Raw genomic sequence first — 13,566 nt, 5'->3', positions numbered from 1 at the left:
GATGTCTGAGGCTAAAGAGCCAAAGCTGAGTGCGAGAAGTGCATCGGCTCCGGGATTCGTGGCGGTAGTCGCGGTCCTGGTGCTGACAGAGATTGTTTCAGCGTTCGAGCTCTCAATGATGTACGTAACCCTCCCCACGCTCATGGCCGACTTCCATGTGGATGCCAACGCCGTGGCCTGGGTCGTGACCATCTACCTTCTGGTGTCCGCGTCGGCGGCGCTGCTCGGCGGGCGCTTCGGCGATTTGTACGGCAGACGACGGGTGATGGTGGTGGTGCTGGCCCTGGCCGCCATCGGCTCGCTGATCTCGCTGGTCGGCAGCAGCCTTGAAATGATCATCCTCGGCCGCGGCATCCAGGGTGCGGCCGGTGCCGTCATGGGCCTGGCCTTCGGCCTGGCTCGCGAGCACCTCGAAGAGAAGCGCCTGCCCGTGGGCGTTTCCATGATCGGGGCCTCCGCGCTGATCGCAGGTGCCGGCGGTGCGCTGATTGCCGGCTTGATGATCGACACCTTCTCCTGGCATGGGATCTTCCTGTTCGCCGGTGTGCTGGCGGTGCTGGCAGTCATCGCGGTGCTCGTGGTGCTGCCGAGGGACAAGCCGCGCGCAACCACCGCCGGACGGCTGGATATCGCCGGCGCGCTGCTGCTGCCCATGGGTGCTTCGGGCGTCTTGCTGGGCCTGTCCAACAGCTCCAAGGCCGGGTGGGCCTCGCTGGAAGGCGGCGGGCTGCTGCTCGGCGGCCTGGTGGTTGTCGCCGTCTGGGTCTGGTGGGAACTGCATTGCCACCGCCCGATTGTGAACCTGCAGATGTTCAAGAACCGCCAGATCGCCCTGGCGATGGCCGCCACCTTCCTGGCCGCGGTCGGACCGATCGGCGGCATGGCGGTGCCGAGCCAGTACGTGCTGCAGTACCCGGCGGAAATGGGCTTCGGACTGGGCTTCTCCGCCACCGCAGCGGGCCTGTTCAGCGGCGGCACCGCACTGCTGGGGTACTTGTTCTCCCCGCTGGGCGGCAAGCTCGCCCAGGCGTTCAATGCCCGCTTCGTGTTCATCACCGGCCTGCTGCTGATGCTGGCTGCTGTCGCCGCGATCATGTTCTTCCTGGGCAACCTGCTGGTCTTCCTGGTGGCCATGTCGGTCAACTCGGTGGGCATTGCCCTGACCTTCGGTGCCCTGCCTAACGTGCTGATCGAGGCGGTCCCGGAGACGCACACTTCGGAGAGCGCCGGAACCAACACCATGGTGCGCAATATCGGCCAGTCCGTGGCGACCGCTGTCGGCGCCTACCTGCTGGCCCGCCACCAGGATCCGGTGACCACTGCGGTGGGGGAGCAGGGAGTGTTCGAGGCCTTCGGCTTCGTGGCCATCTTCGGCTTGGCCGCACTGGTGCTCGCGTTCATGCTCAGTCGCACCCCGAAGGTCTGGGTGCCGCAGGATGCCGCCATGCAGCTGCCAAAGCAGGCAGAACCAGCTGATGATCTGGTCTAGCCGCCGCTAGCCGCTGCACTTTCGAACCTGACCGGCCCAGCTCTGTTTCGCAACGGAGCTGGGCCGGTCTTTGTTGTGCGCCACCTGATGCGGACATACCAAATCCCCGGCGTCAGCGCGATCCTACTTAAGTAGGAGGGTAAAGCTGAAAACACAGTTGAACTGATCTGGAATAAACCAACCAAGTTAGATACATTGTGAAGGCAAGGCAAATCCAGGGATGTTCCAACTCGTGGATGGATGCCCAAGCGGCCGAATAGATCAGATGCGCGGGAAGCGGAGTAGGCATGTCGGTGATGACGAAAATCTTGATGGCGGCAATCGTGGCCGCCGGTGCTGTGGCGTTGGGCGCCTTCGGTGCGAGTATTGCTTCGTGGATAGCTGCCGGCGCTGCGGTAGCTATCGGCATCGTGGCGACCGCGCGGGTGAGCCGCGGACCGAACTCGGCCGGATTTATCGTGGGCATCGCGGCCAGCACCACGACCTTCCTTGCGGTGCTGGCCGTGTCCACCGCTGCCATGCGGCTTCCTGAGTCTGTTGCGATGCAGCTTGCGGTGGTCCCCGTGCTGTTGTGGACGGTATTGGCGATCGTGCACGGCAGGACCCGCCGTGCCGGCGTCCTGGGCTGAGGTCCGTGCTCGCCGTCCAAGTGGCCCGATGCCGATGCCCTGAATTCCTTTCAACCCATAGACGAAAACTAGAATCTAGTTATAGTCTTGTTAGAAATAAGTGACACGCGTCATAGAGCAATGGGCCGGAAGGGCAACAGCATGGCAATTTTTACTGAGAACATCGGCAAGGTCAGCGTCGGGGAACCCGTCAGCTGGGACCGGGACGCGGCACTGCTCTACGCGCTGAGCATCGGCGCTGGGCGTCCCGATGCCACCGATGGCATTGAGTACACGACGGAGAACTCCTTTGGCGTCCAGCAAAAGGTCTTCCCGACCTTCGCCGTCATCCTCGGCGGCAGCGGTGGGTCCATGGACCATCTCGGCGACTTCAAGCTGCACCAGATCCTCCATGGGGGCCAGTCGCTGGTCCTGCACTGCGAACTCACTGCGCAGGGAATTGTCACCCCGCGCAGCTACATGAGTGCCGTCTACGACCAAGGCAAGAACGCCATCATCGAGTTGACCACCGAACTGGTGGATCCCGAGGGCCAACTGCTCGCCACCAGCGTGACCTCCATGGTTGTCCGCGGCGAAAACGGCTACGGCCCGCGCCCGGAGGCCGCCGGTGGCTGGACGTGGCCTGAGGGTGAGCCCGAGTCGGTCATCGAGCAGGCAACGAGCGTCGACCAAGCACTGCTCTACCGCCTGAACGGCGACCGCAATCCGCTGCACTCGGACCCGGTGATGGCCAGCAAAGTTGGCTTCCCGAAGCCAGTGCTGCATGGCCTATGCACCTACGGCATGGCCGCCCTCGCGCTGTTGCGCGGCAACAAGCAACTGTCCGAGCGCGGCCTGGGTTCGATCACCGCACGCTTCGCCGCTCCGGTCTTCCCGGGACAGGTATTGGAAACGCGCATCTGGAACACCGCTGACGGTGCGCTGTTCCAGGTGCTCGCCGACGGGAAGATCGTGCTGGACCGGGGTGTTGCCACCTCTGCCGCCGTTGTTGCGGAAGGCGCCGCCGAACTCCAAGATGCTGCCGCGAACTAGCTTGCAGTGCCTGGACCTAACGCCGCACCCGGCCGCCGATGATGGCGGGCCGGGTGCGGCGAATTATTTTTACGGGAGAATCGACGACTCAGTTTCACGGAACGCACCCGATATGATCGGGTTGAGAGTCCACAGCATAGGAACCACAAACGTGAAGACTGAGCAGCGCAGCACGAAGGCGTCCGGCGAAAAGCAGGGCAGCCGTGAAAAGATCCTTGAAGTAGCCACCGAATTGTTCCTTGAACACGGCTATGCGGGGACACCGCTCAGCGCCATCGCCGCACAATTGGATTTCACCAAGGCGGCGCTGTACTACCACTTCAAGAGCAAGGTCGATATCCTCTCCGGGATACTTTCTCCGCTGCTGGATGCGGTTGACGGGCTGCTGGAACAGGCACCCGAAAGGTTCCCCGACGCGCAACAGCGCTGGGAATTCCTCTATAACTACTCGCAGGTCCTGCTCTCGCACTCCCATGCCGTGGCCGTGCTGGGGATCAGCAGCAGCAACATCTGGCTGCCGCAGGAAATCAAGGAACGGATCGACTACCATCGCCGCCGCACCATAGAGCTGGCCATGCTCCCGGAGATGAGTGACGAAGAGCAGGTGAAAGCAATTTTGCTCATGGATGTGCTGCACCGGGAGATCGTTTTCACAGAAGACCGCATGGTGGTTCCCGGGATGACGCCCGAACGGCGCCGCGAGATCGTCTACGGCTTCATCCGCGAAGCGCTCGACGGGGCCGCAGCAACCCGCTGACCCCACGGCCAAGCCATGTTGCAGGCCAGGGCGCTGCTCTTGCGTGGCTAAATGAAACTGCCGAACCGCTGGCCGGCACATGCACTCATGGAACCAAGAAATAGCTCATGGCCAGCCAGCGGGAACCAACGGCCGGCATTCGTCCGAGGAGCAACGCGGACCGCCTCCCGAAGGCTCGAATCGACGGGTTTGTTACGAGGACAACCCCCCTCGATCCATTAGTTTCGGCAGTTTTCTGCCACCGATCTTCCCCCGGAAAAATTTCCGGGGGATTTTTCGTCCCAGTGGCCGGGACTGCAATGTTCCCGTGGGGTCGCATTCACCGTGCTCCGCTGGGTTTTCACACCCCGTCGACGCTGGAAGATTCTCGATTCTTCGCTCGCGGCAGTGCCTTTTGTTCGCGAGCTGAAGTGTGGTCGAAGCAGGCTTAAGTCCTGTTTCCTGGATTGCTGCAAAGGTCGCCACCCGCGTCCGCTCACGCCGGGAAATCCCTGCCAAATGGCGATTGAATTGGAATAAGGTTCTAGTTTCTGTTCCCTGGATATCCCAGTCCCGCGCCGTGCTGAGCGGAACTGATTTGAGATCGGAATCAGGAATCCGTGCTCCGGTTTCCAGGTCTCCAGAAAGAATCGCATTTCTTCACTCTTGCCGTGCGGATCCGCGGAGTCCAACCTGCCGTGCAAAGAAATTTCTCCTCTTTGAAACTCCTCCGCGAGTAGCTCAAGAGCCAGCGGTGCGCAAGACGTTGACTACTTGCCGGCCGGTAAGTAATCTGGGTCACGCTCCACCGTCGTCGACGGTAAACGCCTAGTCAAAGACGAAAGGCAACCTAATGCATTTACGTTCTTCCACGGAGATCCAGTCTCTCCGCGAGGAGCTCCGCTCCTATTTCGCCGCGCTCCTCACCGATGAGGTGCGCGCAGGCTTGAAGCAAGAAGGCGAGGCCGGCGGGCCGGTCCACTCAGCGGTGCAACGCCAGATGGGCCAGGACGGATGGCTCGGCATCGGATGGCCCGTCGAGTACGGAGGCCAGGGCCGCGGCCCAGCCGCGCAGTTCGTCTTCTATGACGAGGCCTACCGTGCCGATGCCCCGATCCCGATGATCACCATGACCACCGTCGGTCCTACCCTGATGAGCCACGGCAGCCAGGAGCAGAAGGACTACTTCCTTCCCAAGATCCTCGCCGGCGAGCTGGTCGTGTCCATCGGCTACACCGAAGCCGAGGCCGGCACCGACCTGGCCTCGCTGACCACCCGCGCGGTGCGCGACGGCGACGAGTACGTGATCAACGGCTCCAAGGTCTTCACCTCCGGCGGCGACGGCGCCGACTGGATCTGGCTGGCCGCCCGCACCGATCCGGATGCCCCGAAGCACAAGGGCATCTCGCTGATCCTGGTGCCGACCACCGACCCGGGCTTCTCCGCCACCCCGATCCACACCGTGGGCGGCTTCAGCACCACCGCCACCTACTACGACAACATCCGCGTGCCGGTCACCAATGTCGTGGGCAAGGAAAACGAGGGCTGGAAGCTGATCACTACCCAGCTGAACCATGAGCGCGTGGGCCTGGCGGCCTTCAGCGGCATCTGCGAAGGCCAGCTGGACGACGTGCGCGAATGGCTCAAGGACCAGGTCACGGCCGACGGCACCCCGCTGGCCGACGAGGCCTGGGTCCGCTCGCTGCTGGCCACCTCCACCGCCCGGCTGCGCGCCATGCGCTTGATGAACTGGAAGCTCGTGGAGACCACCGCCCAGGGGTCGCTGGATCCGGGTTCGGCCTCAGCGGCCAAGGTCTTCGCCACCGAAACCGTGATCGACGTGTACCGCTCGCTGCTGGAGATCGTGGGCGGCAACGCCACCCGCATCTCGGACGCCCCGTGGAACTTCGACACCGGACGCCTGGCGCTGATGAACCTCGGCGCCCAGATCAATACCTTCGGCGGGGGAGTCGCCGAAATCCAGCGCGAAATCGTCGCCTGGACCACCCTCGGCATGGCAAGGAGCGCACGTTGAGCACCGCGAGCATGAACAACACCATCGAGGCTCCAAGCATGGAGTTCTCCCTCGACGAGGAGCAGGCGGGCCTGACCGACCTGGCCGCGCAGATCTTCTCCTCGCTGAGCACCGACGAGCTGTACGCTGCCGGGGAACAGGCCGGCGCCGCCTACGACGAAGCCCTCTGGGGCCAGGTCGTGGAATCGGGGCTGATCGACGCGCTGCTGCCAATGGGCGAAGGTGAGCCGGGACTGGGCATGGCTGGGCTGGCGCTGGTCGCCCGCGAACAGGGCCGCGCCCTGGGCCGCATCCCGTTCATCAGCACCGCCGTCGCTGCCCTGGCCATCGCCGAATTCGGCGGCCACGAGCAGCTGCTCGAGGGCATCAGCTCTGGCTCGGTGCGCATCGCCGCGCTGCAGCCGGAGGTGCGCCGCCGGGTCAACGGCACCGCCTCCGGCTCCGGCTGGATGCTGGATGGCGCCATCGAGCTGGGCTACCTGGTCCCTTCGGCCACCCACCTGATGGTGCAGTTCCACACCGGAACCGGGCAGCTGACCGCGCTGATCGAGAAGGACCGCGCGGGCATCAGCGTTCACGAGTACCGCGGGCTCTCCCGCCAGCAGCACGCCGAACTTGCCTTCACCGGCGTGCAGCTGCAGGCCTCTGACCTGATCGGCGCCGAGCAGCCTGCCGGCACGGTCTCGGCATGGATCCGTCCGCGACTGCTCACCGCGGCCGCCGCGCTGATGTCCGGCGTGGGCGCCGAAGCGCTGCGCCGCACCGCCGCCTACACCAATGAGCGCAAGCAGTTCGGGCGCGCCATCGCCACCAACCAGGGCGTGGCCCTGCGCGCGGCGGACGCGTTCATCGACACCGAAACCACCTGGCTGTCCACCATCGACGCCGCCTGGCAGCTGGATCACGACGGCGACGGGGCCGAAGCGGCCTTCGGCGCCTCCTGGCTGGCCCGCGAGGCAGGATTCCGCGTGGTGCACACCACCCAGCACCTGCATGGCGGCATGGGCGCAGACCTGGACAACCACATCCACCGCTTCTTCGTGTGGATGCGCGAACTGGACGTGCTCTGGGGCACCGCAGGGCAGGTATCCGAGGAACTCGCCGCCGTCATCCTGGACGGAGAGAAATCATGAGCGCACCGGCGGCCGCGGGCAAGGCCCGCACCCACGCCGGGCAGAGCGTGGCGGCCGTGCTGGCGATCCTGGTGATCGCCGAGGTGGTCGCGGCCTTTGAGACCTCCATGGCGGTGCAGCTGCTGTACACCCCGGGCGAGTTCTTCACCTCGGACCTCTCCCAGCTGGTCTGGGTGGTCACCTCCTACTCGCTGGTCGCGGCGCTGGCCACCAGTTTCGTCGGACGCCTGGGCGACCAGTTCGGCCGCCGCAAGATCCTGGCCTGGGTGCTGCTGCTCTCGGCCCTGGGTTCGGTCATCAGCGCCGTCGCCCCGAGTTTCGGCATCCTCGTCGCCGGCCGCGCCTTGCAGGGCGTGTCCGGTGCGGTGCTGCCGCTGGCCATCGGCATGGTCCGCTCCACCTTCCCGGAGCACAAGATCGGCACCGGCATCGCGGTGGTCTCCACCTCCGCGCTGATTGCCGGAGCCGGCGGCATGCTCGGCGGAGGCCTGTTCCTGGACTACGCCAGCTGGCACTGGATCTTCTGGACTGCGGCGATCTTCGCCTGCGTGGCAGCGGTGCTGGTGCACTTCGGCATCACCCGCGAACCGAAGTCCTCGCTGGCCTCCGCGGTACACGTGGACTGGGCGGGCGGGCTGATGTTCGGCCTGGGCATCGCCGGTGCGCTGTACGGGCTGACCCTGAGCAAGGGCCTGGGCTTCACCAGCCCGAAGGTGCTGCTGTACCTGATTGGCGGACTGGTGCTGCTGGCGCTGTGGGTCCGCTGGGAGCTGCGCACCCGCGAGCCGATGATCGATGTGCGCATGTTCACCCAGCGCAAGTTCGCCCTGGGCATGCTGGCCACCGCGCTGATCGCTATCGGCCCGATCGGCACCACGAATATCCTCACCGTGACCATCTACCGCAATCCGAACAGCATCCCGCTGGCGGACGGCAGCATCATGGAGCTGCCGGTGGGGCTGGGGCTGAGCGCCACCATGACCGGCCTGCTCGGCTTCATCACCGCCGCCGCGGCCTTCGCGATCTCCCCGCTGATCGGCCGGATCTCCAGCCGCTTCGGGGCCCGCATGGGCCTGATGATCGGCTCGCTGCTGACCATCATCGGCCTGCTGGTCGTATGCATCGATCCGAGGAGCATCGCGGTGGTCATCACCGGCATGGTCGTGGTGATCTTCGGAACCGGCTTCCTCTACTCGGGAATGCCGACCGTGATCGTCGAATGCGTGTTGCCCGAGCAGACCAGCACCGCTACGGGCGTCAATGCAGTGACCCGTACGGCCTTCCAGGCGGTTGCCGCCTCGGTCGTGGGCCTGTTGCTCGTGTTCTCGCCCGTTGCAGCAGGCGAGAACACGTTCGTCTCGATGACCGGCTTCCTGCTGGTCGTGGGCGTACTCATCGCCACCTGCCTGCTGACCATCGTCGTGGTCCTTTTCATTCCAGCGACGAAGCAGCCAGGCGCAGTCGGCGGCAAGCCACAGGTCTCCAACCTCACCCTTAAGGATTAGCAATGAACACCGTTCTCGAAACGAAACTTCAAACTACCAGAGATCTGCTTGACCTGCGAGCCGAGGACCACCACCCCGGCCTGCTCTTCGAAGGGCGCATCTGGACCTGGGCGGAAGTCGTGGCAGAATGCAAGGTCCGCGCCCACCTGATGCTCTCGCTGCACGAAGAAGGCAAGCCCTTCCACGTGGGCGTGATGCTGGAAAACGACCCGGAGTACATCTTCGCCATCGGCGGCGCGGCCTACGCCGGCGCCACCGTGGTGGGCATCAACCTCACCCGCCGCGGCGAGGAGCTGGCCCGCGACATCGCGTACACCGACGTGGAGATCCTGCTGACCACCCGCGAGCTGGAAGGCTACTTCAACTCGGTGGACTCGGGGGTGCCGGCCGCGCAGACCCGCTACATCGAGACCGCGGAATACGCCCGCGAGCTGGACTCGCTGCGCCTCCTGCCGCGCCCGGACGCCGAGGCCGCGGGGGACCCGAACACCACGCTGCTGCTGCTGTTCACCTCCGGCTCCACCGGGGATCCCAAGGCGGTCATCTGCACCACCGGGCGGCTGTTCCGCACCGCGCAATTCCAGCACATGGGCCTGGGCCGCCAGGATGTCAGCTACAACTCCATGCCGCTGTTCCACGGCAACGGCATCTTCGCCTGCTGGGCCAACCCGCTGTACACCGGCGGCACCTTCGCCCTGGCCCGCAAGTTCTCCGCCTCCGGGTTCCTGCCGGATCTGATGCGGTACAAGGCCACCTACTTCAACTACGTGGGTCGCTCGCTCTCCTACCTGCTGGCGCAGCCGGAAAAGGCCGCCGAAGCCGAAACCTGTCTGCGCTCCTGCTTCGGCACCGAAGCCAGCGAATTCGATTTGGCCGAGTTCCACCGCCGCTTCGGGGTCTGGCCGACCGAAAGCTACGGCGCCTCCGAGGGCGGGCTGACCCTGAAGCGCACCGACGACTGCCCGGCCGGCGCGCTGGGTGTTGCCCCGGAAGGCATGGACGCGGCGGTGGTCAACCCGGACACCATGGAACCGTGCCCGCCGGCGATCTTCTCCGAGAACGGGCGCATCCTGAACGCCGAGGACGCCATCGGCGAGCTGGTGAACCTCACCGGCGCCGCCCTGTTCGAGGGCTACTACAAGAACCCCGAGGCGGGGGCCGAGCGCGTGCGCGGCACCGCGTTCCTCACCGGGGACCTGGCCTACCGCGACGAGGCAGGCTTCTTCTACTTCGCCGGGCGCACCTCGGATAGGCTGCGCGTGGACAGCGAGAACTTCTCCGCCGCCCCGGTGGAACGCGTGCTCTCGCGCTACCCGGGGGTCACGCTGGCCGCCGTCTACCCGGTGCCCGATGCCCGCACCGGCGACCAGGTGATGGCCACGCTGCAGTTCGAGGACCCGGAGAGCTTCGACCCGGCGGACTTCGCCGCCTTCCTCGAGGCCCAGCCGGACCTGGGCACCAAATGGGCCCCGCGCTTCCTGTCGGTGGTGTCCGATGTGCCGGTGACCGCCACCCAGAAGATCAACAAGCCCAGCCTGCGCCGCGACGCCTGGCTGGTGAACGAGACCGTCTTCCACCGCCCCGGAAGGGATATCGCCTTCGAGGTGCTGGACGAGAACGCCCTGGCGCGGCTGGAGGCCCTGTTCGAGCAGAACGGCCGCGCCCACCTGCTGCCGCTGAAGCCAGCCGAAACCACGATTAAGGAGAAAGCATGAGCAAGGATCCCGCAGTCCTGATCGGCGAGATGATCGCCGCCGGCAACGAGCGGATCAGCGTCGCCCGCGACGAGGTCAATCGGCCGATGATCCACCACCTGTGCGACGCGATGGAGGAAACCAACCCGATCTACCTGGACCGGCAGGCGGCCCGCGCCGCCGGGCACCCGGACGTCGTGGCCCCGCCCTCGGCGCTGCAGGTCTGGAACATGATCAACCCCTCGGACCCGGACATCGAATCCGATGTGGACCGCGCCTACGCCCACCTGGCCGACTGCGGCTACCCGAAGGTCGTCGCGGTGAACTGCGACCAGGAATACGACCGCTACCTGGTTCCCGGCGACCTGCTGACCGCCAGCGAGAAGGTCGAATCCTTCGTGGGCCCCAAGCAGACGGGCCTGGGCGAGGGCTACTTCATCACCACCTTGACCACCTACACCGACCAGCAGGGCGATCGCGTGGGCACCATGCGCTTCCGCACCCTGTGGTACAACCCTGAAAAGAGGAACTCGTAATGAGCGAAACGCTGACCGAGACCGCCGCCACGGCCAAGAGCCAGGCCCTGCGTCCCCGCCCGGCCATCAACCTGGACAATGCCTTCTTCTTCGAGTCCCTGAATGAGCGCGGGGAGCTGTCCATCCAGCATTGCGAGGACTGCAACGAGCTGCGCCACCCTCCGGTGCCGATGTGCCCGGAGTGCAACTCGCTGCACTGGTCCCCGAAGACCATGTCCGGCCGCGGCATCCTGCACAGCTACGTGGTCATGTACCACCCGATCGTCCCGCCGTTCGAGCCGGGCTACATCGTGGCAGTGGTGGAGCTGGAAGAGGGCGTGCGCGTGGTGATGAACCTGGAGGGCGTGGCCCGTGAGGACGTGCAGATCGGCATGCCGGTGCATGTCACCGCAGAGCGCATGGACGCCGACCTGGTCCTCCCGGTCGCCCGTCCGGCAGGGGGCGCGGCATGAGCACCGTAGGCACCGCCGCCCGCACCGGCATCGAGGCCGGCACCCGGCTTCCCGAGCTGCGCATCCCGATCACCGCCACGCTGATCGTCACCGGGGCCATCGCCACCCGCGACTTCCAGAAGGTGCACCACGACAAGGACGTGGCCGAAGCGGCCGGCACCCCGAACGTCTTCATGAACATCCTGACCACCAACGCGCTGGTCAACCGCTACGTGGGCGAATGGGCAGGTCCGGCCGCCCGCGTGGGCCGGATCAATATCCGCCTGGGCGCCACCAACTTCCCGGGCGACGAAATGGTCTTCACCGGCACCGTCGAGTCCGTCGACGGCGAGAACGTCGTCGTGAAGGTCATCGGCACCAACTCCCTGGGCCCGCATGTGACGGGCACCGTCAACCTTACGATCCCATCGAAAGGGGAATCGGCATGAGCAACCTGCTGAACAAGGCAGTCATCGTAGGCATTGGCGCCACCGAGTTCTCCAAGAACTCCGGCCGCTCCGAGCTGCAGCTGGCCCAGGAGGCCGCCCTGGCCGCCTGCCGCGACGCCGGAGTGGACCCGCATGACGTGGATGGCATGGTCACCTACTCCATGGACACCAACCCGGCCATCGAGGTGGCCCGCGGACTGGGCTGCAAGGAGCTGAACTTCTTCAGCCACGTGGACTACGGGGGAGGCGCCGCCGCCGGCACCATCCTGCACGCGGCCATGGCGGTGGCCACCGGCGTGGCCAAGACCGTGGTCTGCTACCGCGCCTTCAACGAGCGCTCCGGCGCCCGCTTCGGCGCGGCGATGAGCACCGAGGGCATGGCCCCGGATGCCCGCGCCGCCGCCTACGCCTGGACCCTGCCCTTCGGGTTGATGACCCCTGCCTCCTGGGTGGGCATGTTCGCCCAGCGATACATGCACCTTACCGGCGCCACCTCCGAGGACTTCGGCCGTGTGGCGGTGGCTGACCGCAAGCATGCGGCCACCAACCCGAAGGCCTGGTTCTACGGGAAGCCGATCACCCTGGAAGACCACCAGAACTCGCGCTGGATCGCCGATCCGCTGCATCTGCTGGACTGCTGCCAGGAATCCGACGGCGGCCAGGCATTCGTGATCACCACCCCGGAACGCGCCAAGGACCTGCCGGGCAAGGCAGTGACCATCCGCGCCGCCGCCCAGGGCGCGGCGTATGACCAGCACACCATGGTCAGCTACTACCGCAAGGACGGCGACCGCGCGCTGCCGGAGATGGGCAACGTGGCACGCCAGCTGTGGAATGACACCGGGCTGCGCCCGGAAGATATCGACACCGCGGTGCTCTATGACCACTTCACCCCGTTTGTGCTCGCGCAGCTGGAGGAATTCGGCTTCTGCGGCCGCGGCGAGGCGAAGGACTTCATCAAGAACGGCGCCATCGAGATGGGCGGGCGCCTGCCGATCAACCCCAACGGCGGCCAGCTGGGCGAAGCCTATATCCATGGCATGAACGGCATCGCCGAGGGCGTGCGCCAGCTGCGCGGCACCGCGGTGAACCAGGTGGCCAACGCCCGCAACGTGCTGGTCACCGCCGGCACCGGCGTGCCGACGAGCGCATTGATCCTGGGCAATGACTAGGCAGGTGGCCCTGCCGAACGGCGGAACGCAGGTCCGAGCGGCCGGCGGGCAGAAGCTGCTGGATGCCGCCGGGCAGGTGCGCGAGCTGCTCGATGCGATGGTCAGGCTTCCGGTGGACACGCAGGTGGCCCAGGAACTGGGCGAACGCCTGGACGGCGTGCTCGAGCTGCTGCGCGGCGCCGTGGCCGAGGAGCGGGAAATGGTCCTGGACCCCTTCGGCGAGCGCGGCGAGGACTACATGGACCGCTCGCCGGTGTCCGGGGTGCTGAACCCGATCGCCCCGCCGATATCGATGCGCATGGATGGGCAGAGCGGGGTGCGCACCACCACCCGGCTGGGCCTGCCCTACCAGGGGCCTCCGGGCCGGGTGCACGGGGGATGGGTGGCCACGCTGCTGGATCACCTGATGGGCTTCGCCGCCGGCACCGTGGCGCAGTGGATCTTCACCCGGTCGCTGACCGTGGACTATGACCATGCGGTGCCATTGTTCGAGCAGCTGGAGCTTTCTGCCTGGGTGGAGGAAATCGACGGCCGCAAGATCTGGGTCAGGGGCCAGATCGAGGCAGGAGGCAAGGTGGTGGCCCAGGCCCGGGGGCTGTGGCTGCCGCCGCGCGATGCTCCGCCGGAGCAGGGCTGAGAAAGGCAGGCAGGCAATCGAAGCCAGTCGGGGCGGGGTGCGGGTACGGCGTAGAACGCGGTCCATGCCCCGCCCTAGACAAAAACTA

General features: G+C 65.9%; 13 protein-coding genes. All 13 read left to right on the top strand.

Going from position 1 to position 13,566, the window contains the following annotated elements:
* Window position 1 precedes the first annotated feature (1 nt).
* The 13 genes from EKH49_RS01805 (at window position 2) to EKH49_RS01745 (ending at window position 13,478) form a co-directional block, all read left to right on the top strand.
* Window positions 2-1,489, top strand: coding sequence for an MFS transporter (locus EKH49_RS01805; protein WP_161567423.1), 1,488 nt, complete (start codon window positions 2-4; stop codon window positions 1,487-1,489).
* A gap of 296 nt (window positions 1,490-1,785) precedes the next feature.
* Window positions 1,786-2,118, top strand: a complete 333-nt coding sequence (locus tag EKH49_RS01800) for a hypothetical protein (protein WP_236640979.1) — start codon at window positions 1,786-1,788, stop codon at window positions 2,116-2,118.
* Window positions 2,119-2,259: 141 nt separating this feature from the next.
* Complete coding sequence (locus EKH49_RS01795; protein WP_161567422.1) at window positions 2,260-3,150, top strand: MaoC family dehydratase; 891 nt, start codon at window positions 2,260-2,262, stop codon at window positions 3,148-3,150.
* A 151-nt stretch (window positions 3,151-3,301) separates the two neighbouring features.
* Entirely contained in the window at window positions 3,302-3,907 is a 606-nt protein-coding gene (locus EKH49_RS01790; RefSeq protein ID WP_161567421.1) for a TetR/AcrR family transcriptional regulator, read from the top strand.
* Between the two features lie 832 nt (window positions 3,908-4,739).
* A complete protein-coding gene (locus tag EKH49_RS01785; protein WP_128469429.1) occupies window positions 4,740-5,921 on the top strand; it encodes an acyl-CoA dehydrogenase family protein in 1,182 nt (393 codons plus the stop codon).
* Window positions 5,918-7,054: an acyl-CoA dehydrogenase family protein gene (locus tag EKH49_RS01780; RefSeq protein WP_128469428.1), complete on the top strand. Its 1,137-nt coding sequence runs from the start codon at window positions 5,918-5,920 to the stop codon at window positions 7,052-7,054. The genes EKH49_RS01785 and EKH49_RS01780 overlap by 4 nt, the downstream gene beginning before the upstream one ends.
* Window positions 7,051-8,559, top strand: coding sequence for an MFS transporter (locus EKH49_RS01775; RefSeq protein WP_128469427.1), 1,509 nt, complete (start codon window positions 7,051-7,053; stop codon window positions 8,557-8,559). Before EKH49_RS01780 ends, EKH49_RS01775 begins: the two co-directional genes overlap by 4 nt.
* A 2-nt stretch (window positions 8,560-8,561) precedes the next feature.
* A complete protein-coding gene (locus EKH49_RS01770; RefSeq protein ID WP_128469426.1) occupies window positions 8,562-10,274 on the top strand; it encodes an AMP-binding protein in 1,713 nt (570 codons plus the stop codon).
* Window positions 10,271-10,789, top strand: coding sequence for an FAS1-like dehydratase domain-containing protein (locus EKH49_RS01765; protein ID WP_128469425.1), 519 nt, complete (start codon window positions 10,271-10,273; stop codon window positions 10,787-10,789). The genes EKH49_RS01770 and EKH49_RS01765 overlap by 4 nt, the downstream gene beginning before the upstream one ends.
* On the top strand, window positions 10,789-11,241 hold the full coding sequence (locus tag EKH49_RS01760; RefSeq protein WP_128469424.1) for a Zn-ribbon domain-containing OB-fold protein: 453 nt from the start codon (window positions 10,789-10,791) through the stop codon (window positions 11,239-11,241). The genes EKH49_RS01765 and EKH49_RS01760 overlap by 1 nt, the downstream gene beginning before the upstream one ends.
* Entirely contained in the window at window positions 11,238-11,669 is a 432-nt protein-coding gene (locus EKH49_RS01755) for a MaoC/PaaZ C-terminal domain-containing protein (RefSeq protein WP_201739536.1), read from the top strand. Before EKH49_RS01760 ends, EKH49_RS01755 begins: the two co-directional genes overlap by 4 nt.
* Complete coding sequence (locus EKH49_RS01750) at window positions 11,666-12,841, top strand: lipid-transfer protein (protein WP_128469423.1); 1,176 nt, start codon at window positions 11,666-11,668, stop codon at window positions 12,839-12,841. Before EKH49_RS01755 ends, EKH49_RS01750 begins: the two co-directional genes overlap by 4 nt.
* Window positions 12,834-13,478: a PaaI family thioesterase gene (locus tag EKH49_RS01745; protein WP_128469422.1), complete on the top strand. Its 645-nt coding sequence runs from the start codon at window positions 12,834-12,836 to the stop codon at window positions 13,476-13,478. The genes EKH49_RS01750 and EKH49_RS01745 overlap by 8 nt, the downstream gene beginning before the upstream one ends.
* Window positions 13,479-13,566 lie beyond the last annotated feature (88 nt).

The organism is Glutamicibacter sp. HZAU, assembly GCF_004100365.1.
Classification (GTDB): domain Bacteria; phylum Actinomycetota; class Actinomycetes; order Actinomycetales; family Micrococcaceae; genus Glutamicibacter; species Glutamicibacter nicotianae.
The sequence above is the reverse complement of the archived record's forward strand: the minus strand, read 5'-3'. Positions and strand labels throughout refer to the sequence as shown.

What these genes read in the sequence shown, in the direction of transcription:
- EKH49_RS01750 (WP_128469423.1), top strand. Translation starts at nt 11,666, where the DNA reads ATGAGCAACCTGCTGAACAAGGCAGTCATCGTAGGCATTGGCGCCACC.
- EKH49_RS01800 (WP_236640979.1), top strand. Translation starts at nt 1,786, where the DNA reads ATGACGAAAATCTTGATGGCGGCAATCGTGGCCGCCGGTGCTGTGGCG.
- EKH49_RS01785 (WP_128469429.1), top strand. Translation starts at nt 4,740, where the DNA reads ATGCATTTACGTTCTTCCACGGAGATCCAGTCTCTCCGCGAGGAGCTC.
- EKH49_RS01755 (WP_201739536.1), top strand. Translation starts at nt 11,238, where the DNA reads ATGAGCACCGTAGGCACCGCCGCCCGCACCGGCATCGAGGCCGGCACC.
- EKH49_RS01760 (WP_128469424.1), top strand. Translation starts at nt 10,789, where the DNA reads ATGAGCGAAACGCTGACCGAGACCGCCGCCACGGCCAAGAGCCAGGCC.
- EKH49_RS01765 (WP_128469425.1), top strand. Translation starts at nt 10,271, where the DNA reads ATGAGCAAGGATCCCGCAGTCCTGATCGGCGAGATGATCGCCGCCGGC.
- EKH49_RS01770 (WP_128469426.1), top strand. Translation starts at nt 8,562, where the DNA reads ATGAACACCGTTCTCGAAACGAAACTTCAAACTACCAGAGATCTGCTT.
- EKH49_RS01745 (WP_128469422.1), top strand. Translation starts at nt 12,834, where the DNA reads ATGACTAGGCAGGTGGCCCTGCCGAACGGCGGAACGCAGGTCCGAGCG.
- EKH49_RS01775 (WP_128469427.1), top strand. Translation starts at nt 7,051, where the DNA reads ATGAGCGCACCGGCGGCCGCGGGCAAGGCCCGCACCCACGCCGGGCAG.
- EKH49_RS01805 (WP_161567423.1), top strand. Translation starts at nt 2, where the DNA reads ATGTCTGAGGCTAAAGAGCCAAAGCTGAGTGCGAGAAGTGCATCGGCT.
- EKH49_RS01795 (WP_161567422.1), top strand. Translation starts at nt 2,260, where the DNA reads ATGGCAATTTTTACTGAGAACATCGGCAAGGTCAGCGTCGGGGAACCC.